The 20,585-nt window shown below is 45.0% G+C and carries 15 protein-coding genes and 1 pseudogene; 6 read left to right on the forward strand and 10 right to left on the reverse strand.

Annotated features, from left to right (window positions below; translation table 11 throughout):
* Positions 1–148 precede the first annotated feature (148 nt).
* The 6 genes and pseudogenes from AB4375_RS19730 to xsc all read right to left on the reverse strand — a co-directional run bounded on the left by AB4375_RS19730 (position 149) and on the right by xsc (position 6,943).
* A complete protein-coding gene (locus AB4375_RS19730; protein ID WP_171732749.1) occupies positions 149–1,756 on the reverse strand; it encodes a BCCT family transporter in 1,608 nt (535 codons plus the stop codon).
* A gap of 486 nt (positions 1,757–2,242) precedes the next feature.
* The gene (locus tag AB4375_RS19735) at positions 2,243–2,815 is read right to left on the reverse strand and encodes a malate synthase (RefSeq protein ID WP_017059967.1); all 573 of its coding nucleotides are present in this window, start codon (positions 2,813–2,815) and stop codon (positions 2,243–2,245) included.
* 236 nt (positions 2,816–3,051) lie between these two features.
* Positions 3,052–3,243, reverse strand: a pseudogene (locus tag AB4375_RS19740) (cache domain-containing protein); the annotation flags it as partial.
* Positions 3,237–3,623, reverse strand: coding sequence for a nuclear transport factor 2 family protein (locus AB4375_RS19745; RefSeq protein WP_372052369.1), 387 nt, complete (start codon positions 3,621–3,623; stop codon positions 3,237–3,239). The gene AB4375_RS19745 and the pseudogene AB4375_RS19740, both read right to left, overlap by 7 nt.
* A gap of 264 nt (positions 3,624–3,887) precedes the next feature.
* On the reverse strand, positions 3,888–4,703 hold the full coding sequence (locus AB4375_RS19750) for an FRG domain-containing protein (protein WP_372052370.1): 816 nt from the start codon (positions 4,701–4,703) through the stop codon (positions 3,888–3,890).
* A 428-nt stretch (positions 4,704–5,131) separates the two neighbouring features.
* Positions 5,132–6,943, reverse strand: coding sequence for a sulfoacetaldehyde acetyltransferase (xsc, locus tag AB4375_RS19755; RefSeq protein WP_372052372.1), 1,812 nt, complete (start codon positions 6,941–6,943; stop codon positions 5,132–5,134).
* Positions 6,944–7,206: 263 nt separating this feature from the next.
* On the opposite strand from xsc, the gene AB4375_RS19760 reads away from it, so the two are divergent.
* Positions 7,207–8,190, forward strand: a complete 984-nt coding sequence (locus tag AB4375_RS19760; protein WP_372052373.1) for an AAA family ATPase — start codon at positions 7,207–7,209, stop codon at positions 8,188–8,190.
* Between the two features lie 3 nt (positions 8,191–8,193).
* Positions 8,194–9,915, forward strand: coding sequence for a cobaltochelatase CobT-related protein (locus AB4375_RS19765; protein WP_372052374.1), 1,722 nt, complete (start codon positions 8,194–8,196; stop codon positions 9,913–9,915).
* A 51-nt stretch (positions 9,916–9,966) separates the two neighbouring features.
* Here the strand turns inward: AB4375_RS19765 and AB4375_RS19770 are convergent, their stop codons facing one another.
* Both AB4375_RS19770 and pta read right to left on the reverse strand, forming a co-directional pair.
* Positions 9,967–10,734, reverse strand: a complete 768-nt coding sequence (locus AB4375_RS19770) for a TSUP family transporter (RefSeq protein WP_372052376.1) — start codon at positions 10,732–10,734, stop codon at positions 9,967–9,969.
* 71 nt (positions 10,735–10,805) lie between these two features.
* Entirely contained in the window at positions 10,806–11,891 is a 1,086-nt protein-coding gene (pta, locus tag AB4375_RS19775) for a phosphate acetyltransferase (protein ID WP_372052377.1), read from the reverse strand.
* 155 nt (positions 11,892–12,046) lie between these two features.
* Here pta and AB4375_RS19780 point away from each other — a divergent pair, with 155 nt between their 5' ends.
* A complete protein-coding gene (locus tag AB4375_RS19780; RefSeq protein WP_372052378.1) occupies positions 12,047–12,835 on the forward strand; it encodes an IclR family transcriptional regulator in 789 nt (262 codons plus the stop codon).
* Between the two features lie 230 nt (positions 12,836–13,065).
* On the forward strand, positions 13,066–14,493 hold the full coding sequence (locus AB4375_RS19785; protein WP_372052379.1) for an NAD-dependent succinate-semialdehyde dehydrogenase: 1,428 nt from the start codon (positions 13,066–13,068) through the stop codon (positions 14,491–14,493).
* 210 nt (positions 14,494–14,703) lie between these two features.
* On the opposite strand, the gene AB4375_RS19790 is transcribed toward AB4375_RS19785, so the two are convergent.
* Both AB4375_RS19790 and AB4375_RS19795 read right to left on the reverse strand, forming a co-directional pair.
* Positions 14,704–16,887: a malate synthase G gene (locus tag AB4375_RS19790; protein ID WP_136981763.1), complete on the reverse strand. Its 2,184-nt coding sequence runs from the start codon at positions 16,885–16,887 to the stop codon at positions 14,704–14,706.
* Between the two features lie 155 nt (positions 16,888–17,042).
* Complete coding sequence (locus AB4375_RS19795) at positions 17,043–17,996, reverse strand: LysR family transcriptional regulator (RefSeq protein ID WP_009845781.1); 954 nt, start codon at positions 17,994–17,996, stop codon at positions 17,043–17,045.
* Positions 17,997–18,126: 130 nt separating this feature from the next.
* On the opposite strand from AB4375_RS19795, the gene AB4375_RS19800 reads away from it, so the two are divergent.
* Positions 18,127–19,725: an isocitrate lyase gene (locus AB4375_RS19800; RefSeq protein WP_017059981.1), complete on the forward strand. Its 1,599-nt coding sequence runs from the start codon at positions 18,127–18,129 to the stop codon at positions 19,723–19,725.
* 212 nt (positions 19,726–19,937) lie between these two features.
* A complete protein-coding gene (locus tag AB4375_RS19805) occupies positions 19,938–20,516 on the forward strand; it encodes a hypothetical protein (RefSeq protein ID WP_017067975.1) in 579 nt (192 codons plus the stop codon).
* Positions 20,517–20,585: the final 69 nt, after the last annotated feature.

Here is a 20,585-nt window from a genome sequence, read left to right on the forward strand (position 1 = left end):
AACTTTACGGGGTCACTTCACTACTCACTTGTGGCTCTTTTTTGTTTCTCTTTCGCTGATGTCTTCTACGGCATAAAAAAGCTCCCCTGCACGCGGTGCAAGGGAGCTTTGAATCTGCTGATTAGAGTAAGTTCCTATCTAGAGGTACTTACTTAGTGGCCGGAGTAACCGTTTCTTGCCCTTTACCGACTTCTGTCAGTAGGCCTTTCAACAAGCTCACACAACCAATCAAAAGAATGATCGTAAACGGCAGTGCTGCAATAATCGTAATAGATTGCAGAGCTTGGATTGATTGAGTACCACCAATCCACAGCATCACCATCGCGATAGCACCTGAGATAACCGCCCAAACGACTTTCTGTTTCACTGGCACTTCTAATTTACCACCCGCCGTCATGCCATCGATAACGATAGAACCTGAGTCCAACGTTGTAACGAAGAACACGATGATCAGCGCGACTGCGAGAACAGACAGAATGCTACCGAACGAGTAAGCATCTAGCATGTAAAACAAGCTTAGAGATACATCTGTAATGCCTTGGTCGAGGCCAAGTTGCCCCACCTGATTAATCACTTGCTCGATAGCTACGCCACCGAAGATAGACATCCAAGCTGAAGTCACCAATGTTGGGATAATCAATACGCAAAGTAGGAATTCACGAACCGTACGGCCTTTAGAAATACGCGCTACGAACATACCGAAGAAAGGTGCATACGCTACCCACCATGCCCAGTAGAACACAGTCCAACCATGCAGCCATGTTGTGTCTTCACGACCCGCACTTTGGCTCAAAGCTACGATATTTTTCACATAGCCCGTTGCCGCCGTTGCCATTGAATCAAGCACAGTTGTGAAGTTCAATACAGCGATAAGACCAAGGAATATGAATGCAATAACCATGTTCAGGTTACTTAGGAACTTAACACCACCGTCCATACCACGTAGTACAGAGATGATCGCCAAGCCCATGATCAGAACGATGATAGATTGCTGAAGGAAGATGTTGTTTTCCAAGCCGAACACGTGGCTAATACCACTTGCTGCTTGTGTACCACCTAAGCCCAATGAAGTCGCAAGGCCAAACAGAGTAACCAGTACGGTTAGTACATCGATTACATCACCAGTTTTGCCCCACACACGCTCACCCAGAATTGGGTAAAACACAGAACGCATTGATAGCGGTAAGCCTTTGTTATAAACAAAGTACGCCAGACAAAGCGCCGTCATGCCATAGATAGCCCATGCATGAAAACCCCAGTGGAATACGGTTGCGCCTAGCGCCAGTTCACGACCAGCGGCTGTGAAAGGTTCTGCGTCTAATGGCGTTCCGAACCAGTTAGTGAAGAACGCAGTTGGCTCTGCAACACCCCAGAAGATAAGTCCAATACCCATACCTGCTGCGAATAACATCGCAATCCAAGATGACATTGAATAGTCCGCCGTCGCGTCTTCGCCACCTAAACGGATTTTACCCAACGGTGAAAAAGCAAGAACAACAGCAAACGCTAGCATGATGTTAGCTCCCCACATAAACAGGAAGTCAAACTTTGATAGAACAGCACCCTTAATAGAATCAATTGCAGCTTTAGCATCTGCAGGAGGAAGAGCAAGAAGAGTGATGATGAAGAGAAGAGATAAGCCAACTGAGGCTACGAAAACTGTGTTATGGACATCCATGCCCCATTTACTGACGTTGTCTTGACCAACTTGATAGTCAGTAGAATCAATACTGTACTTTTTTGATTTAAAACTCATAAATTATGATGTTCGCATATCCGATTCAACGAATATAAGGACGCTCTCCATATCCAACTACTACTTGATTGGCTCGCCGCATCGCCTAAATAAAAGGCAATAAAAATCACAATAGTTAGTGATAAATGGACTTACTGGCTCAATCCCAAGGCCAACATTATAGCACAGCTCAAAGCATTTTGACTGATTTTTAGCTCAATAGTCACCCAAACCACCGTTGATAGTGATAGTTAACCCAATAAAAAAAGAATAAAACAAAAGAATAAAAACCTTCAAATACAACAATTTAAATTAAAATGGCGCACCGTAAAATCACATCCAAACTTTTTGCAGATAATTTTAATAATCACCCAATTTACTTATAGCTCTAATAAAAAAGCCCCGCTATAGGGGCGGGGAAAGTTACCAAAGGTAAAAGAGAAATCAGTGCTCAAATGTCAGCGCTGCGTCTCACAGATCAGCACTGCACATTTCAAAGACAGTTCGTTAGATTGCGAAGCAAAAACCTAGGTTATAGTCTTCACCATTTTTCGCAGTGAACTCTTTGTCTTCACTTGATGCATTCGGGCGGCCACTTTCATCGCCTTTTACTAAGCTCACCCAGTGACGGATGCCAGAAGAACGGCTGGCCTCAGTTTGACCAAACGTGGTGCACGTCTCTAATTGGATATCTTGAATATCAACCAACTCCAGGCGGCCAGTGCCTTTACGAGCACCGATTGTCACTTCAACGTGCGTACCGCTTTCATCACGGAATAGGATTGCTGAAGGCTTAGATTTATCACCTGTGTAAGCCACAAAGTGTTTAGCGCGTTTCAAACCTGTGTGTTCACCATTTTTGAAATAAACCTGAACGTGTCGGTAGTCAATCTCGTAGCTCACTACATCTTCGTGAGAACCAGACTCGAGAGGGAATAGAGTATCAAGCAACTGTTTCGCCATTTTCTGCTTTTCGAGTTGCTTGTCTGCTTTCACCATTTCGACGGCAAAGACAGCTTCAGCAATAAAAGTTGAATGGTTTCTGTGAAGTTCTGTTTTGTCTAGTGTCAGCATATTCATAGTCTATCCCTCGTACGGCTTTAAATTTCATTAAGGTCAAACATCCCAATTGACCCTTTTCAAAATTGTTCTTTACTGTGTGGTTTCCATGTTTTTCATACTACTGTTATTTTTGAAACAATTTCACAACAAAAATTACACAGTGTGAATTTTACTAAATTGCTTTTTTACACAAACCGGCATTTCGAGCCCCCAGCCCTTTATTTAACTGGGTTGAGGGTTCCGTAGAAACGCGTTTACGTATTGTTTGAATTTGTGTAATAACCCACCCCAACCAACTTATTGTCGATAACTCGATAGTAAGTGTGCTTAGTTTCCACTTTGCTCGACAGCGGATTTAACCATCGATAGGTGTAAACGCCACGACCATTTTCTTTGGCTCGATTTAACATCTCAGTAAGAATTGGCTTATCGTCAGGGCTTAGATTTTTACGCTGATTTTTCCATCTTTCAGAGTAAACACGTCGACCATGCGAGCTTCGATGATGCTGCCATCCGGGTTCGTAGCAGAAAACGTTGATTCACTCACCGCGCGGTCACCGCACACAAAGTGGACAGGATCGCTCCAGGCTGCATCTGGAAAGTTCTGCCAAACCAATTCAAAGCTATTGCGAACGGCTTCGTACCCTTCGATAGTGTTTCCAAGTTCGCCTTCTCCTGCCACGGTGTGGAAGACACAGTCTTCGGTCATAAACGACATTAGCGCTTCAATATCATGGTTATTCCATGCATCACTAAAAGACTGTAAAAAGGCGGTGTCGACTTGGTTTTCCAGCACGAATGTCGATGCATTGGTTTGCATATTCATATTCCAGAATCCTTTATGTTTTCGTTATTGGTTTAAATTTCAGTAGCTTTGCGCCACTTTTTTATTAGAGTGTTTAAACTAGATCTGTGAAAATTTAACAATTTGATAACAAGATTCATCATTCTAACTTCGAGTTAGGTTATAAACAATCTCTAAGCTCACAGATTTCATCTTTTTATAAATTAATTAGTGTTCTAATTTTATTTATCTCGTAATCACTAGATTTATATGAGCTCTAAATAAAATCAGTAGAAATATTAGACTTTAGTCGAAATCAAAATCTTGATGGTACTTTCGGCCATACTGCTCAAGCTGGCGATCATGAGTATTAACTTGTAATTCGATATTACCCTCACCTTTATTAATTGCTTGATTGTTATCTACATGGGCTTCATTTTTCAAATCAGCCAGTTTCTCTTCAATATATTCTGTCGGTTCATTTAAAACATTCATGGAGGTTAATTCCTTTATCAGGTTTACTTTCGCTGATGGAAGAATATGAACGGACACTAGACCGTTTGAATATTCTTTCTCATCGTACAAAGGCTGAATGGCATCATTGCCACCTTCCTTAAATGGGTGAATGGAATACCACTTATCTTTTCGTTGCTCTTGCTGATCACAATCAGCCACATTGAATATCTGAGTTCTATTCAGGTCACATGGTGAGTTAAAAACACTAACCTTATGATAATCAATGGATTTAATAATATTGATACAATCTTTGCTTTGGCTATGACACACAGACCACAACGCATTGACCAGGTTATCTGTCCACTCAAGTAAACGGGTTGGAAACCCCTGTTTCTTGGCTAAACACATCAATAACCAATCGTTTATCTCGTGTGCACTCAACGAATGCCCGCCATAAACTCTCACGGTCGAAAGAAGCTCTTGTTCGACACGGCGAATATTCTTTCGATTTGAGCGACCTAAGCTTGGCATCAAGTTATTATTTTCATAATCACACACGTTATAAATCAAACCACGATGCCCACTACACTCTGTAATAAGTGAATCGATTATTTTATACAGCTCTTCGAGTGAGCTTATATAATGTTTATTTTTCACAACATGCATACTACGATTCACTTAATTTAAATCCGGTAAAATCCAAATATCAACAACCCTATCAATCGATGATAAAAATCAACCAATGATAGCGATTGACCAATAGTCAACGAGTGTCGTTATTGTATTTTTCTAAAATGATAATAAGTATATATCTTCATAAACAAGTATCAGTATTAAAACCATTCACTAAGTAGCTATGAGTTAATGGTCGATTAATAATAACGAGTAACAAAGTTTATATAGCTATAACCACTTATTTTCCTAATGAACATTTAATTAGTGTTCTAATGTTTAACTGGAAATTATTGAACTAAGCGTTTACGTTCTTCACCTAAGTCCTTTGCCAATACCCGTTGGTATTGCCCGACCACATTCTCGATAGCACTTTCTCTAACACTCTCGAGATATCTGCGGCCGGGCAAACTTCCTATGACTTATACGTAATCTTTGTATTTATCTAGGAAACGAACCGGTGTTGATAGTGCATCTCGGCGGAACGGGTCGCCCAACTCCTGAGTACACATGATTTCAATGATGGTTGTTTTGCCTTCGTTCATCTGCATGTCGATGGCTTTTTGCAAGGTTGGACCTACATCTTCAAGCTTATCAACCGTGATACCTTCAGCACCCATTGCTCGTGCAATCTCTGCAAAGCTTTGGTTATCCAGTTCACCAGCAACAAAGCGTCGGTTGTAGAAGTCGACTTGGTTCTTCTTCTCTGCACCCCATTGACGGTTGTGGAATACCACGGCTGTCACTGGAATGTTATGACGAACACATGTCATGGTCTCAATCAAGCTCATACCCCACGCACCGTCACCTGCATAAGAGATAGCAGGACGATGAGGTGCTGCCGCTTTCGCACCAATAATGGTCGGGAACGCGTAGCCACAGTTACCGAAACTCATTGCTGCAAAGAAGCTGCGTGGTTTTTCAAAGCGTAAGTAGCTGTTTGCCACCGAGTTGATGTTACCGATATCGGTTGAGACCATTACGTCTTCTGGCATCGCTTTTTCTAGCTCACGCAATACTTGGCGCGGGTGAAGGTATTCACCACCAGAGAACGGAGTCTCGTGTGAGTTTTCTTCAATCATATCCAAGCTGAACGAGTCACGTTCGTGTGTCCACTCATCAAGCTCTTTTTCCCAAAGTGCTTTCTCTGTTGCGACTGTATCTTGGCGAGCGCCTTTGTTATCATCACACAACAGTGCGCGGCCTTCCAATCTTTCAGATAGAGCAACCGCTGCTGCTTTTGCATCACCACAGATACCAACCGAAATCTTCTTAACCAGACCAAGCATCTTGTTGTCTGCATCAATCTGAATGATTTTCGCGTTCTTCGGCCAGTAGTCCATGCCATGTTGAGGCAAGGTACCAAATGGACCAAGACGTGTACCCAAAGCGATAACCACATCCGCTTGAGCCATCAATTTCATTGCTGCTTTCGAACCTTGGTAGCCTAAAGGACCACACCATAATGGGTGACTAGCAGGGAAAGAGTCATTGTGTAGGTAGCTGTTCACTACAGGTGCACCTAGTCTTTCTGCCAACGCTGCACACTCTTGAACTGCATCTGCCATGACCACACCGCCACCAGAAATGATGACTGGGAATTTCGCTTCAGCAATCAGGTCTGCTGCTTCATTCAGAGATTTCTCACCACCTGGACCACGGTCTAAACGCGCGGGTTTAGGGATCTCGGTTTGAGTTTCACCGTAGAAGTAGTCACGTGGAATATTCAGCTGAGTCGGACCCATTTCACTCATCGCACGGTCGAAGCATCGACCTGTGAATTCCGCCATACGATCTGGGTGCGTTACGTGTCCTTGATACTTAGTAAACTCTTGGAACATTGGAAGCTGGTTACATTCTTGGAAACCACCTAAGCCCATTGTTTTAGTGCCTGTCTCTGGCGTCACAATCACGACCGGGCTATGTGCCCAGAACGCAGCTGCAATTGCTGTTACACAGTTACTGATACCTGAGCCATTCTGCCCGATAACCACACCGTGGCGACCAGATACACGAGAGTAACCATCTGCCATGTGGGCAGCGCCTTGCTCGTGTACTACTGGGACCAATCGAATGCCAGCAGGAGCAAAGATATCCATTGCGTCCATAAATGCTGACCCCATGATGCCGAACATGTCGGTAACATCATTAGCAACCATAGTTTCAACGAACGCTTCTGATGGTGTCATTGTTACTGTGCCGGAAACAACCGTACGTTTTTCTTGCTCGCTCATTCTTCCATTCTCCTTGAGTTAATCAAAATTTCATTTTTCGGAATGAATTGTCTCTTTTTTCGAACTCATTTTCACCTTAGTAGTGGAATTTTTGCGCGTCAACTTTTTATATTAAATTGGAATAATTCATTCTAATTAATAAAACTGGATCACATTATTGGTAGTTTTTCGTACAAAAAGTGCCGTTAACTTAACCGGAGCTGTTAATAATCGATGACATATCGCGATAGCAGCGACAAGTGATGAGCTATATAAAGGGAAATATGATGAAAGAGGCGGAATTGGTACCAACGCAACCGGTAAGTGTGAAAGAACGCTTTGGCATCGACAGCAACCTAACGGTGATGGCGTTTGAACATGCGGGAGAGTATGTGCCAAAAATCGATCCTAACTACTGTTTTGATCCTGAAGTGACGCTGGCCATATTGGCGGGGTTCACTTCCAATCGTCGCACCTTGATACAAGGTACGCACGGGACGGGCAAGTCTTCTCACATTGAACAAATTGCCGCGAGATTGAATTGGCCGTGTTTGAGGATCAACCTAGATGGGCACTTAAGCCGATTGGATTTCATTGGCAAAGATAGCATCGTCATTAAAGATGGAATGCAGGTGACAGAGTTTAAAGAAGGCATTCTTCCACAGAGTATCCAGCAACCCATAGCTCTGGTATTAGACGAATACGATGCAGGACGACCTGATGTAATGTTTGTGATTCAACAACTCTTAGAGCAAGACGGCAAATACACCTCTTTAGAGCAAAACCGAGTGATCACGCCTCACCCTTCTTTCCGCCTATTTGCTACCTGTAACACACTTGGTTTGGGTAATTTCTCGGGTTTGTATTCCGGTACTCAGGTGCTTAACCATAGCCAACTTGACCGATGGAACATCATCGCCACGCTTAACTATTTAGATCCACAACATGAAACTAAGATCGTGTTATCCAAGCGCCCAGAGATGAACAGTGAAATCGGTCAGCAGTTAGTTGAGAAAATGATCGCAACTGCTGGGTTAACACGAAATGGTTTTAGAGCAGGCGATCTGTCGACGGTAATGTCTCCGCGTACAGTGATCACATGGGCCGAAAATATCCGAATATTCGATAACGTAGCCACGGCATTTAGGCTTTCATTCCTAAACCGTTGTGAAGATGAAGAGAAAGAGTTGGTAAGCGAATATTACTTCCGCTGCTTTGGTGAGGCCCTAGAAACGCCTACTCAGAGTTATGCGCAGTCGGAGTCGTAAACCATGGCCAATGTTTCTTCTCAGCAGAAAAAGATCCTCGACCTTGGTGTGTCTGTCGCTAGAGCGATCAGTGGTGAATTGAACCTGAATTATCGGGGAGAGCGTCTCTATAACGGTAATAGCCCCTGTTATTATCAGTCTGCGCATACTAACGATCTCACCTTTGTTTCTCGCCACGAGCTAAAAAACAGCAAGCTATCGATGCAGGGCAAGATCGATTCATCGGCACTGCGATTATTGCTTTCAGACGCTGACCTCCACTATTCACTACGCCCTCAAAACGAAATAGAACGTCTGCTTTACGACTTCTGCGAACAGGTCCGAATTGAATCTCAAGTCCCGCCTTATCTAAAAGGCGTGACCACCAGCATCCAATTCAACTTTGCGTATTGGAGCAACCAATATCATCAAAATGGCTTTACCGAATCACGAATAGGCATGCTGCTGTTCACATTGATGCAGGTTATCCACACCCGCTTAACCGGTGTTCCAGTTTCTGAGCCGATTGCTGAGACCATTGAATCGACTCGCGCCGGCATCGTGCCTACCTTCGGTCACAGCTTTAAACGCTTAAAGCAACATAGAACAGACCAAGAACAGTTTGCACACAGTGCCAATGAGCTTGCAGCCCTTGCACAAGAGTTAATCATCCAAGAACAGGAAAGTGATAACTCACCCACACCAACCGTTGAAGAAGACATCAAGATCCTTGCGCAGCTTGCCTTGATTGTGGATGGTGACATTCAAGATGAAGAAGTCGATACCGACATCACAGGCAGTAGCAAGGTATTCGAGCTTTCGGGCGCGAATTATCAGGTTTTTAATTCAGAATTTGATCAAGTCATCGCGGCAGACAAACTCGTCAGGCGCGCCCTATTACTCGAACTGAGACAAAAGCTCACCGATGACATCATGGCGAGACAAGTCAACACTCGCCGTTTCGCCGCGATGCTCACTAGCTTTGTTGCCACGCCACAAACGAACCGACGTCAGGATCATTTAGAAGAAGGCATTGTTAACGCCACCACCATCACCAAGCTCGTCACATCGCCATTAGATCGCACTGTCTTTTATCAGCCTGACATCGGTACATCTCATCAATGTGCTATCACGTTTTTGATGGACTGCTCAGGCTCAATGCAAAAGCACAGTCAAAAGCTAAGCCTACTGATGGATACAATTCTCAAATCCGTTGGACTGGCCAACATTCCATTTGAGATTATTGGCTTCACTACCAATAACTGGAACGGTGGCAAAGTTTATCGGCAGTGGCTTAAACAAGGCCAACCAAAGCACCCGGGCCGCTTAAACGAAGTTCGGCACATCGTGTTTAAGGATTTTGATACCCATTGGAGACGTTCTCGACTTGGCATTGCGAGTCTTCGTAAAGCCGACATCTTTAAAGAAGGGATTGATGGCGAAGCGGTTCAGTTCGCGAGTCATCGATTGCAGCAGCACACCGCACAAAGAAAGGTTTTGGTTGTGTTCTCAGACGGCTGCCCGATGGATACTGCCACCAGCACAGCCAACGATCAGTTCTATTTGGATAACCATCTAAAACAAGTGATCGAGCGTGAATCAAACAAAAACCATATCGAGATTCATGGTGTGGGAATGGGCGTCGATTTAAGCCCGTACTACCGCAGTAACATCACCTTAGATGTGCAGGAGAGTTGCTTATTTGGATTATCTAGGAGTATCTTCGAGATGCTAAAGCGTGTTTAAACGGGGAAGCTTAGGCTAGCGAATCACTAGCCTCCTTTGTCGAGAATAGTTTTACGAAGAGCCAAGCAACGACCATGCAGAGACAGCCATCAAATACCCGCCAATCAACATTAAAACAACAAACACCAGCTTTCTGAGTTGATCATTGGACAGCGGCGGTGGGAAACGCCGAGCAAACATAGTAACAAGCGCCACCAAAGGGACTGCAATAGCGGATAACCACAGTATGCTCGCTTCCATGTCGCCGGCAGCGTAGACATTGACAGTACGGGACATCGACGTACAAGCGAAAACCATCAGCAGTGTGCTTCGCACCAGATCGAGCGAAAAAGGTTGCCGATAGAGATGATAAACAATCGGTGGACCTGCCATCCCAAATAATCCCCCCGCTAACCCAGAGCTAAATCCTGAGACAAGGAAAGATACGGTTGTCGAACGGACCGTTCTAGTTTTAGGTTTAAACATAAAGCTCAAACCAGCGAACAACACCATGGCACCCAATAGCCCTCGTAGGATTTGGGTTGCCGACTCGCTCAACGCGTCCAGCAAGTACACGCCCATCGATACGCCGGGAATAATACCGATGACTAACACCACCAGAATCTTGAGTTCCCCAAGCAGTGGCTTACCCATCAACGCCACCAAGCAATTGAACAAGGTCACAATACTGACCACAGCGGCTATAACGGGTAGGGATACCAAATTAAGGCTGACCGTTAGCCCAATCACAATGATACCGAGACCAAATCCAGTGACAGTTTGGAAATAAGTACCTACCGCAATGGTGGCAAGAATGGCGAGTAAAACAGGTAACTCCATTAGCTATCCTAATTAGGTTATTTGGGGGTAAATATGAGTGCAAGATTCCGCATTAGTTTAAGCAACGAGTGTTAATACCGGAATTCAAACTCCGACTCTTCTCTTTCTTCAACATCAGCTTCAGAGTCAGCCTTAGAGTCAGCCTTGGAGTCAGATGCTTTCCCTTGCTGCGCTTGTACCGCGGTAACGGCAATGACATTAAAGATATCTTCGGCACTACAGCCTCTGGACAAGTCATTCGCTGGTTGATTCAGCCCTTGTAACAACGGACCAATCGCGACTGCACCGCCTAGCCTTTCAGCAAGCTTGTAACCAATGTTGCCAGCCTCTAAGTTGGGAAATATCAACACGTTAGATTCACCCTTCACCTCGGAATCGGGCAGTTTTTTCGCCGCAATTTCAGTCACAATCGCCGCGTCGAGTTGAACATCCTGATCAACCGCTATTCCCGGGCAACGCAGCTTCACTAACTGGGCGGCATTACGCACCTTATCGACCGATTCATGCTTGGCACTGCCATTGGTCGAAAACGAGAGCATTGCCACTTTCGGTTCTTCCATCAACAGCGTTTGAGCACTGTTTGATGCCGCCACTGCGATCGATGCAAGCTCGGTTTCATTGGGGTTAATCACCAAACCACAATCACTGAAAATCATGCCACCTTTGAGATTATGGAAAGGCTCACACAACATCATCAGAAAGAAGCTCGATACCAATTCACTGTCTGGTGCAGGGCCGATAATCTGCAACGCAGCTCGCACCACATCAGACGTGGTATAAACCGCGCCATTAACCGTGCCGTCGACCAGCCCTTCCCTTACCATCAAGTTGGCAAAAATCAGTGGGTCTTTAACCTTCTCCAATGCATCTTCATAAGTCATGCCTTTGGCTTTTCTTAACTCATACAGACGTTCAGCCAACACAGCTTTAAGTGCTGATGTTTGTGGTGAAACAATATGAATGCCCGCTAGGTTAATATGATGCAACTGAGCGGCTTCGATAATCGCCTTTTCGTCGCCTACTAGCGTGATATAAGCGAGTTGTTTATCTATCGCTAATCGTGCCGCTTTGAGTACACGAGGATCTTCAGCTTCGCTCAAAACCACACGCTTACGATCTAGGTGCGCCTTATCAATAATCCGTTCAATTGCTTTCATTTTTAAAATTCCATTTATTGAGATTAATCGTTCCATAATTTATATTTATATTATTGGAATAATAAAAAAGGTCAAATTTTATTCAGATAATTGAAGAATATTGATTTGGTATGTACACTCTTACACATAGACATATCGCAAGGATGAATCACTGTATGCAAACAGAAACACCACAAGTTCAAGGAGATACGCCCACTCTCCGACTTTTTGCACTATTAGAGGTGATAGCGCAAAAAGACGAGTTTATTTCCCTTCAAGGGCTCGTCGAAGAAACCGGACTGCCGAAACCCACTTTGCACCGTATGCTGCAACAATTAGAATCCGCAGGCATCATTCAAAGAGATGGCGACGAAAAGCACTACAGCTCAGGTATTCGACTCAGAAAACTTGCCGAAAACCTACTTTTGAATAGCACCATGCACAGCGCGCGACGCACGATCCTTGAAAATCTAAGAGCAGAAGTCGGTGAGAGTTGTAACCTGACCGCTCTTTCAAGTGGTGAAATCATCTATCTCGATCGTGCCGAAACTGAAGCTCCCCTTCGCTTTCACCTGCACCCCGGCTCTCGCGTTCCCGTGCACTGCTCGGCTACTGGAAAACTGTTTTTAGCTCATATGTCTAAGTCGCAGCGCAGACGATTAATTGAAAATGTGCCGCTGACTCAATACACAGTAAACACGATTACCGACTATTCGACTCTAGAGAAAGACATTGAAGAAGCGAAAATCCAAGGTTTTGCTATTGATGACGAAGAGTTTTTACCAGGCTTAGTCTGTATCGCTGTGCTGATACCCTCACCAACAGGTCAATCAAACCTAGGCCTAGCGATACAAGCACCTGTGATTCGAGTGAAACCGGACGAAGCAATAAAATTCTTGCCCGCACTTCAAAAAGCAGCAAAAGCGCTGGCGAAAATCGAAGCTGATAATTGGAGTCAGCAGTAAACACTTTCTTAGAGAATTTCGAAGTCCATGACTTAGCTGATCATGGATTTCGAAAAACCTACTTTGATAGACATGATTTGGTAAACAATGCTTGCGCAAACAAGGGCTTCAAAACTATCGAATTAACAACGACAATCTGCGACTAATCAACATTTGGTCGAAGTGATCTGAACACTCGCCAACCCGCACATCAGCAACACGTCTAAAGTAATCACGACAAAGGAATCACGATGCTAAACATTGATAACCAGCACTTACTCTCTTTTATGGTGACAGAAGCGAACAACGCAGTTGCAGTCACAAACCCAGCAACGGGTGAACTCATCGGGCACGCACCGATATCATCAGAAACAGAGTTATCGAGCGCGATTGAACGAGCTCATGTAGCGCAAAAAGAGTGGGCAAAAATCCCTGCTAAATCTCGTGCTGCACTACTTCATCGCTGGCACCAGTTGATCCTCGAAAACAAGAATGACCTTGCTCGAATCATGACGATTGAACAAGGTAAACCGTTAGCCGAAGCGGCAGGCGAAGTGGTGTATGGCGCGAGCTTCATTGAGTGGTTTGCAGAAGAAGCAAAGCGCACTTATGGTGATTCCATTCCTAGCACAGTCGCAGGCAAACGTTTGGTGACCATCAAGCAGCCTATTGGAGTGGCGTGCGCGATTACGCCATGGAACTTCCCTATTGCAATGATCACTCGTAAAGCGGCTCCTGCCTTAGCTGCGGGTTGTAGCTTTGTCGTGAAACCTTCGGATGAGACACCGCTTTCCGCGTTTGCTGTGGTTGAACTGGCTTATCAAGCGGGTATCCCTAAAGATCTACTTCAAGTGGTGCTTGGTGAAAGCCCTGAACAAGTGGGCAACCTATTCACTTCGCATCCGCTTATCAAAAAAATCTCTTTCACTGGGTCGACCCGTGTGGGCAGTATTTTGATGGCTCAAGCCGCACAAGGCATCAAACGCACCTCAATGGAACTTGGCGGTAACGCACCATTTATTGTGTTTGACGATGCCGACATCGATGCAGCCGTTCAAGGGGCAATGGCGTCGAAGTTCCGTAATGCAGGTCAAACATGTGTCTGTGCAAACCGATTCTACGTTCACAGTAAAGTGTACGATGAGTTTGTGGCTAAATTCGATCAAGCGGTTCAGCAGCTTAAGATTGGTAACGGCTTAGATGAAGGTGTCACGATTGGCCCTGTTGTCAGCCTGAACGCAAAGAACAACATCCAAGCTTTGGTAAACCGAGCGATTGAACAAGGTGCCACGCCTGTCACGCCAACTCAGGAACTTAATGGGCTTTTCATTCAACCTGTTGTTCTTAAAGATGTAAAACACAGCATGGACATCGTTCAACAAGAGATCTTTGGCCCAGTCGCGCCTGTGATGAAATTCGACACGGACGAAGAGCTTATCGAGATGGCCAACGATACGATTTATGGTTTGGCGTCTTACTTCTACAGTCAGAACATCCACCGAGTGTGGAACATTGCAGAAGCGCTTGAGTACGGTATGGTCGGCATTAATGATGGCCTGATCTCAACCGAAGTCGCGCCTTTCGGTGGTGTGAAACAATCAGGTATTGGCCGTGAAGGTGCGAAAGAAGGCATCGATGAGTACATGGACATTAAGTATCTTTGCTTTGGCGGAAAATAAGGTTGGTAGTAACTAAGTTCTGGCAGTGATTAGGGCTCGGAAATAATTAAGTCTTAGTGATCACTAACCTGACCCACTTTCCACCTTTCCCTTCACAAAAATGAATCAAAAAAAAGCCGCGCTATAAAAGCGCGGCACCTTGGGCTCGGTTAAAGGGGGTTTCTTTTTTTAGTATTTTACATTCTCTATTTTTGTTATTCGGTTGCTTCGCTATTCCTGTGCTTTCAGTTTTAGACGCATCGCGTGCAGTACTGGCTCGGTGTAACCGCTCGGCTGAGCACAGCCTTCGAATACCAACTGACACGCCGCTGAAAATGCAATGCTGTTTTCAAAGTCAGGCGCCATGTTACGGTAGCTCTGGTCGCCAGCGTTTTGCTCATCCACCACTGCGGCCATGCGCTTCATGGTTTTCATTACCTGAGCTTCCTCGCAAATGCCGTGACGTAACCAGTTCGCAATATGTTGGCTTGAAATACGCAGCGTCGCTCGGTCTTCCATCAAGCCGACATCGTTAATATCAGGTACCTTCGAACAACCAACGCCTTGATCAATCCAACGAACCACGTACCCCAGAATACCTTGTGTGTTGTTATCCAGCTCACTTTGAATATCTTGCGCAGTCAGCTTTTGGTTGCCCAGTAGCGGGATAGTAAGAATATCATCAACATTGGCTCTCACTCGCTCACGAAGCTCTTTCTGACGGCTTGGTACACTCACCTTATGATAGTGCAGCGCGTGCAAAGTCGCGGCGGTTGGAGAAGGAACCCAAGCGGTATTGGCACCCGCTTGTGGATGTCCGATTTTCGCGTCCATCATCTTCGCCATATTATCCGGCTCTGGCCACATACCTTTACCAATCTGGGCTTTACCTTGCAGGCCACAAGCTAAGCCAAGATCAACGTTTTGATCTTCGTATGCGCCAATCCAAGTCATGGTTTTCAGCTGTGTTTTAGGAGCAAAAGGCCCCGCTTCCATACTGGTGTGAATCTCATCACCCGTTCGGTCTAAGAAACCTGTGTTGATGAACACAACACGATCTTTAGCTGCACGAATACATTCTTTAAGGTTAACCGAAGTACGACGCTCTTCGTCCATGATGCCGACTTTTATCGTGAATCGATCTAGCCCTAATGCATCTTCAATACGGCCAAACAATTCATTAGTAAAGGCGACTTCTTCAGGGCCATGCATCTTAGGTTTTACGATGTTGATACTGTTCGCAGTCGAGTTTTGGTACGCGCTGTTGCCTTTTAAATCATGCATCGCAATTAACGAAGTGATCATGCCATCCATAATGCCTTCAGGCACTTCATTACCTTCGGCATCAATAATCGCAGGGTTAGTCATCAAGTGGCCGACATTACGGATGAACAACATGCTGCGGCCTTTTAGTGAAATCTCACCACCCGTCACGCTGGTGTATTGGCGATCGGGATTAAGGTTACGAACAATAGTTTTGCCGTTTTTCTCTAGTGATTCTTGCAGATCACCTTTCATCAAGCCTAACCAGTTACGGTAAGCCAATGCTTTGTCTTCACCATCAACTGCAGCAACCGAGTCTTCGCAATCCATAATGGTTGTTAGAGCGGCTTCGACTAATACATCTTTAATTCCCGCCACATCGACGCTACCAATCGGTGCGCTCGGGTCAATTTGAATTTCGATGTGCAGATTATTGTGTTTAAGAAGAATGCACGAAGGGGAACTTGCGTCACCTTGATAGCCAATGAACTGGTCGCTATCAATGAGAGTGACTTCTTCGCCGTTATCGAGTGTCGCTATTAATTTATTGCCGATGCTAGCGTTACTGATGCTGTATTTGGTGACGTCTTTATGGGAGACGCCGTTTAATGGCGCTGCGTCATCAAGGAACTCGCGAGCATAAGTCACTACTTTAGCGCCACGGGCTGGGTTAAAGCTTCCGCCCTTTTCCGCGCCATCACTTTCACTGATCACGTCCGTTCCGTAGAGCGCATCATATAGGCTGCCCCAACGCGCATTGGCTGCGTTAAGTGCAAAACGTGCGTTCATGATTGGCACCACAAGCTGCGGCCCTGCTTGTGTTGCGATCTCAGGCTCTACGCTCGCTGTCGTCACTTGAAAGTCATCGCCTTCAGGAACCAAATAACCGATCTGCTGTAAGAACTGTTTGTACTCCACAGGATCGAGCGTTTGCCCAGCACGCTCTTGGTGCCAAACGTCAATTTGATGTTGAAGATCTTCACGCTTGATAAGCAATGCGCGATTTTTTGGAGCCAAATCTTCAAGGATGGTTGCAAATGATTGCCAAAAGTCTTCAGCGACAATGCCTGTTCCAGGAATCACCTGCTCATTAATTAATTGGTAGAGGGTGCTATCAATGTTCAAGCTTCCCTGTTGAATACGACTGCTCATAAAATCTCTCTCAAACTAATTTATGGCTACTCAATAAATTTTCGTGACTAGCTCAAATTTACTTTACTGACTTAAACTTACTTAACGGACATGAATTTAGCTAATTTATGCCGGTTATATTGGATATTCATATAAAAAATACCCTAAAAACTGTGTTATTCCGTTACTCCACTCTCGATTTCGTTAGCGACACTTTTAATCAAACGACGCATCCACTGGTGGTCTGGATTGGTTTGTAACAATGGACTCCACGCCATCTTCACCTCAAAGGGTTCAATCGCAAATGGCGCAGGCTTGATCAACAATCTAGGGTTATTGCGCTGCAGTTGAGCGGCTTTGGTAGGAATAGTCAGGATCAGGTTCTTCTGTTGTGCGAAGAGAATCGCCGACAAGTAGTGTCGCGTAAACACCGTGATGTTACGGGTTTTACCAATGCGCATTAGTGCTTCATCTATCCAACCAAGCTTTTGTGCTTCGCTTGGGTTTATCCCGACTCCCGTTCCCATACCAGTCTTACTTACCCAAATATGTTGCGCCTTTAAATAAGACAAAATATCGAAATTGTCGGCTATCGGGTTGTCACAACTAAATAGACAAGAAAACCCGTCGTGCCAAAGGCTCATCTGGTGAAACGACTGAGGAATATCGTCAAATCGGTTGATAATTATATCAACGGTACCTTGCTCTACATCCTGATAGCTCACATCACTTGGCGTCATTATATCCAGTCGTATTTTCGGTGCTATCTCGCTCAGTTTTTTCAATAGCGGCTGAATAATGGTCGACTCTGCATAGTCACTCGCCATGATACGAAACACGCGTTCACTGTCTTCTGCATTAAACTCTGTGGTCGGCTGGAGTGTCTTTTCTACATTCGCCAAGATGTTTCGAATCAGTGGCTGCAACTTGTGCGCGCGTTCGGTCGGTATCATCCCTTCACTTGTTCTCACTAATAGCGGGTCTTCAAACAGATCACGCAATCGGCGCAGTCCATTACTCATGGCTGGTTGAGTTATTCCTAATTGATTTGCCGCTCGTGTAACGTTTCTTTCACGTAGCAACATGTCTAAATACACAAGTAAATTAAGGTCTATACGAGCAATATTCATAAGAAAAATACCGAATATAATAACTATAAATTAACAAAATTATCACATGCGTGGTTATTCTTTGTCCATAGCAAAGTTTTAATCCAAGCCAATTTGGCAACCATACCCCACGTGAAACTAAGGAATAGTTATGTCGCAAATTACACAAGATATCGAAATGATAGAAGTTGCAAAAAGCGCTGCAGGTGCTCCATGGGATGCAATCAATGCTGAATCTGCTGCTCGTATGCGAGCTCAAAACAAATTCAAAACAGGCCTAGATATCGCACAATACACGGCAGATATCATGCGTGCGGATATGGAGGCTTACGATAAAGACAGCTCTCAATACACTCAGTCTCTAGGTTGCTGGCACGGTTTTATCGGCCAACAAAAGCTGATTTCTATTAAGAAGCACTTTGATGGCAAGACAGACCGACGCTACCTATACCTATCAGGCTGGATGGTTGCAGCACTTCGCTCAGACTTTGGTCCACTTCCAGACCAATCTATGCATGAGAAAACATCGGTTGCAGGCCTAGTAGAAGAACTATACACATTCCTGCGCCAAGCTGATGCACGTGAACTGGGTGGTTTATTCCGTGAGCTAGACGCTGCACGTGAAGCGGGCGACGTTAACCAACAAGACCTTATCCAAGACAAAATCGACAATCACGTAACACACGTGGTGCCAATCATCGCCGATATCGATGCAGGTTTTGGTAACGCAGAAGCGACCTACCTAATGGCTAAGCAGATGATTGAAGCAGGCGCATGTTGTCTACAAATTGAAAACCAAGTTGCCGATGAGAAGCAATGTGGTCACCAAGACGGCAAAGTAACGGTTCCACACGCTGACTTCCACGCAAAACTTCGCGCACTTCGTTACGCTTTCCTTGAACTAGGCATCGACAACGGCGTTATTGTTGCTCGTACCGATTCTCAAGGTGCTGGCCTAACCAAAGAAATTGCAGTAGTGAAAGAGCCGGGCGACCAAGGTGATATCTACAACTCATACCTAGATGTTGAAGAGATCGATGTTGCAGATATGGCAGAAGGCGACGTTTGCTTTAACCGTGACGGCAAGCTAGTTCGACCTAAGCGTCTACCTTCAGGCTTATACCAATTCCGCCAAGGTACTGGTGAAGACCGTTGTGTATTCGACTGTATTGAAGCAATCAACGCGGGTGCTGACCTACTATGGATTGAGACTGAGAAGCCACACATCGGTCAAATCAAAGAGATGATGGACGGCGTACGTGAAGTTCACCCTAATGCGAAGCTGGTTTACAACAACTCTCCATCATTCAACTGGACGCTAAACTTCCGCCAACAAGCATACGATGCGATGGTAGCAGAAGGTAAAGATGTTTCAGCTTACGACCGTGCTAGCCTAATGAGTGCTGAATATGACGAAACTGAATTGTCTAAACGAGCTGATGACAAGATTCGCACATTCCAAGCGGATGCATCTCGTGAAGCGGGTATCTTCCATCACTTGATTACTCTACCGACTTACCACACTGCAGCGCTGTCAACCGACAACCTTGCAAAAGAATACTTCGGTGACCAAGGCATGCTGGGCTATGTTGCAAATGTTCAGCGCAAAGAGATACGCCAAGGCATCGCTTGTGTTAAACACCAAAACATGTCTGGTTCAGACATCGGTGATGATCACAAAGAATACTTCGCGGGTGAGAATGCACTAAAAGCCGCGGGTGAAGCGAATACGTCTAATCAATTTGATTAACCGCTAACGCTAAAGCCTCCCCCGTCCTTCTCTCTTACTTAGGTAAGATCCGGGGGAAGGCTTTGAGATAAAGCTTGTACTGCCAGCTTTATCTCAAAGCCTCAGATTTGTGTTCCACACCACGGTTAACCGAACAACTTCTGTTTAAGCTAACTGTATACGTATTTGTTCAGATTCCTATTTGTTAAGATTCTTATTTTTTGAGAGTGCCTATGACTTCAATACCTACACACCTACAAGATGCAAAAACACTGTTATCAGAGAATGGTTTCGCGACGGGTGATACTTGGTATCACGGCACATCTTCCGCTTTATTGGCTTCTATTCAAGGCCAAGGTTTAAAACGTTCTGGAGACAAAGCGCTCAACGAAGCAGCTTCAAAAACTATGGCGACCATCGGCAACAACTACACCGAATCGGTTGAGCCAGTGTTTCTCACCCAGAGCAAAGAACTGGCATATTACTGGGCTCAACAAACCGTTCGTGAGCGAGGCGTTCGCTTCGAAGGTGAAGAACAGCCTATCGTATTAGCGGTAAACTTATCTGAAAAGCAACGTGCCAAAGTAAGACCGGACGTAGGAGCAATGAGTCTATTGATGATGAGTGTGGGCGAGCAATTCATGTCTCACCTCACTGAAATTTATCAAGCCAATAACATTGCAGGCCCCGACATCGAGCTTCGCACTGCTGATCGCATGGACTACCTCAATAAACTCGGTATGGCCTACATTGATGAAGACATCAGCCGTGCTTGTGTTCAGGAGTTAGCTGAGCCCGAGTTGGCCGACTGAAAACGTTCAACAAATCAGTCTTCTTAAAAACAAAAATGGCTCCCAATACGGCTGTCTCTTGATCACAAG

Source organism: Vibrio sp. 10N.261.51.C6 (genome assembly GCF_041471785.1).
GTDB classification, from domain to species: domain Bacteria; phylum Pseudomonadota; class Gammaproteobacteria; order Enterobacterales; family Vibrionaceae; genus Vibrio; species Vibrio crassostreae_C.

Bases quoted from the DNA above. Each gene is read 5' to 3' on its own strand.
- AB4375_RS19730 (WP_171732749.1), bottom strand. From the start codon at position 1,756: ATGAGTTTTAAATCAAAAAAGTACAGTATTGATTCTACTGACTATCAA.
- AB4375_RS19735 (WP_017059967.1), bottom strand. From the start codon at position 2,815: ATGAATATGCTGACACTAGACAAAACAGAACTTCACAGAAACCATTCA.
- AB4375_RS19745 (WP_372052369.1), bottom strand. From the start codon at position 3,623: ATGAATATGCAAACCAATGCATCGACATTCGTGCTGGAAAACCAAGTC.
- AB4375_RS19750 (WP_372052370.1), bottom strand. From the start codon at position 4,703: ATGCATGTTGTGAAAAATAAACATTATATAAGCTCACTCGAAGAGCTG.
- xsc (WP_372052372.1), bottom strand. From the start codon at position 6,943: ATGAGCGAGCAAGAAAAACGTACGGTTGTTTCCGGCACAGTAACAATG.
- AB4375_RS19760 (WP_372052373.1), top strand. From the start codon at position 7,207: ATGATGAAAGAGGCGGAATTGGTACCAACGCAACCGGTAAGTGTGAAA.
- AB4375_RS19765 (WP_372052374.1), top strand. From the start codon at position 8,194: ATGGCCAATGTTTCTTCTCAGCAGAAAAAGATCCTCGACCTTGGTGTG.
- AB4375_RS19770 (WP_372052376.1), bottom strand. From the start codon at position 10,734: ATGGAGTTACCTGTTTTACTCGCCATTCTTGCCACCATTGCGGTAGGT.
- pta (WP_372052377.1), bottom strand. From the start codon at position 11,891: ATGAAAGCAATTGAACGGATTATTGATAAGGCGCACCTAGATCGTAAG.
- AB4375_RS19780 (WP_372052378.1), top strand. From the start codon at position 12,047: ATGCAAACAGAAACACCACAAGTTCAAGGAGATACGCCCACTCTCCGA.
- AB4375_RS19785 (WP_372052379.1), top strand. From the start codon at position 13,066: ATGCTAAACATTGATAACCAGCACTTACTCTCTTTTATGGTGACAGAA.
- AB4375_RS19790 (WP_136981763.1), bottom strand. From the start codon at position 16,887: ATGAGCAGTCGTATTCAACAGGGAAGCTTGAACATTGATAGCACCCTC.
- AB4375_RS19795 (WP_009845781.1), bottom strand. From the start codon at position 17,996: ATGAATATTGCTCGTATAGACCTTAATTTACTTGTGTATTTAGACATG.
- AB4375_RS19800 (WP_017059981.1), top strand. From the start codon at position 18,127: ATGTCGCAAATTACACAAGATATCGAAATGATAGAAGTTGCAAAAAGC.
- AB4375_RS19805 (WP_017067975.1), top strand. From the start codon at position 19,938: ATGACTTCAATACCTACACACCTACAAGATGCAAAAACACTGTTATCA.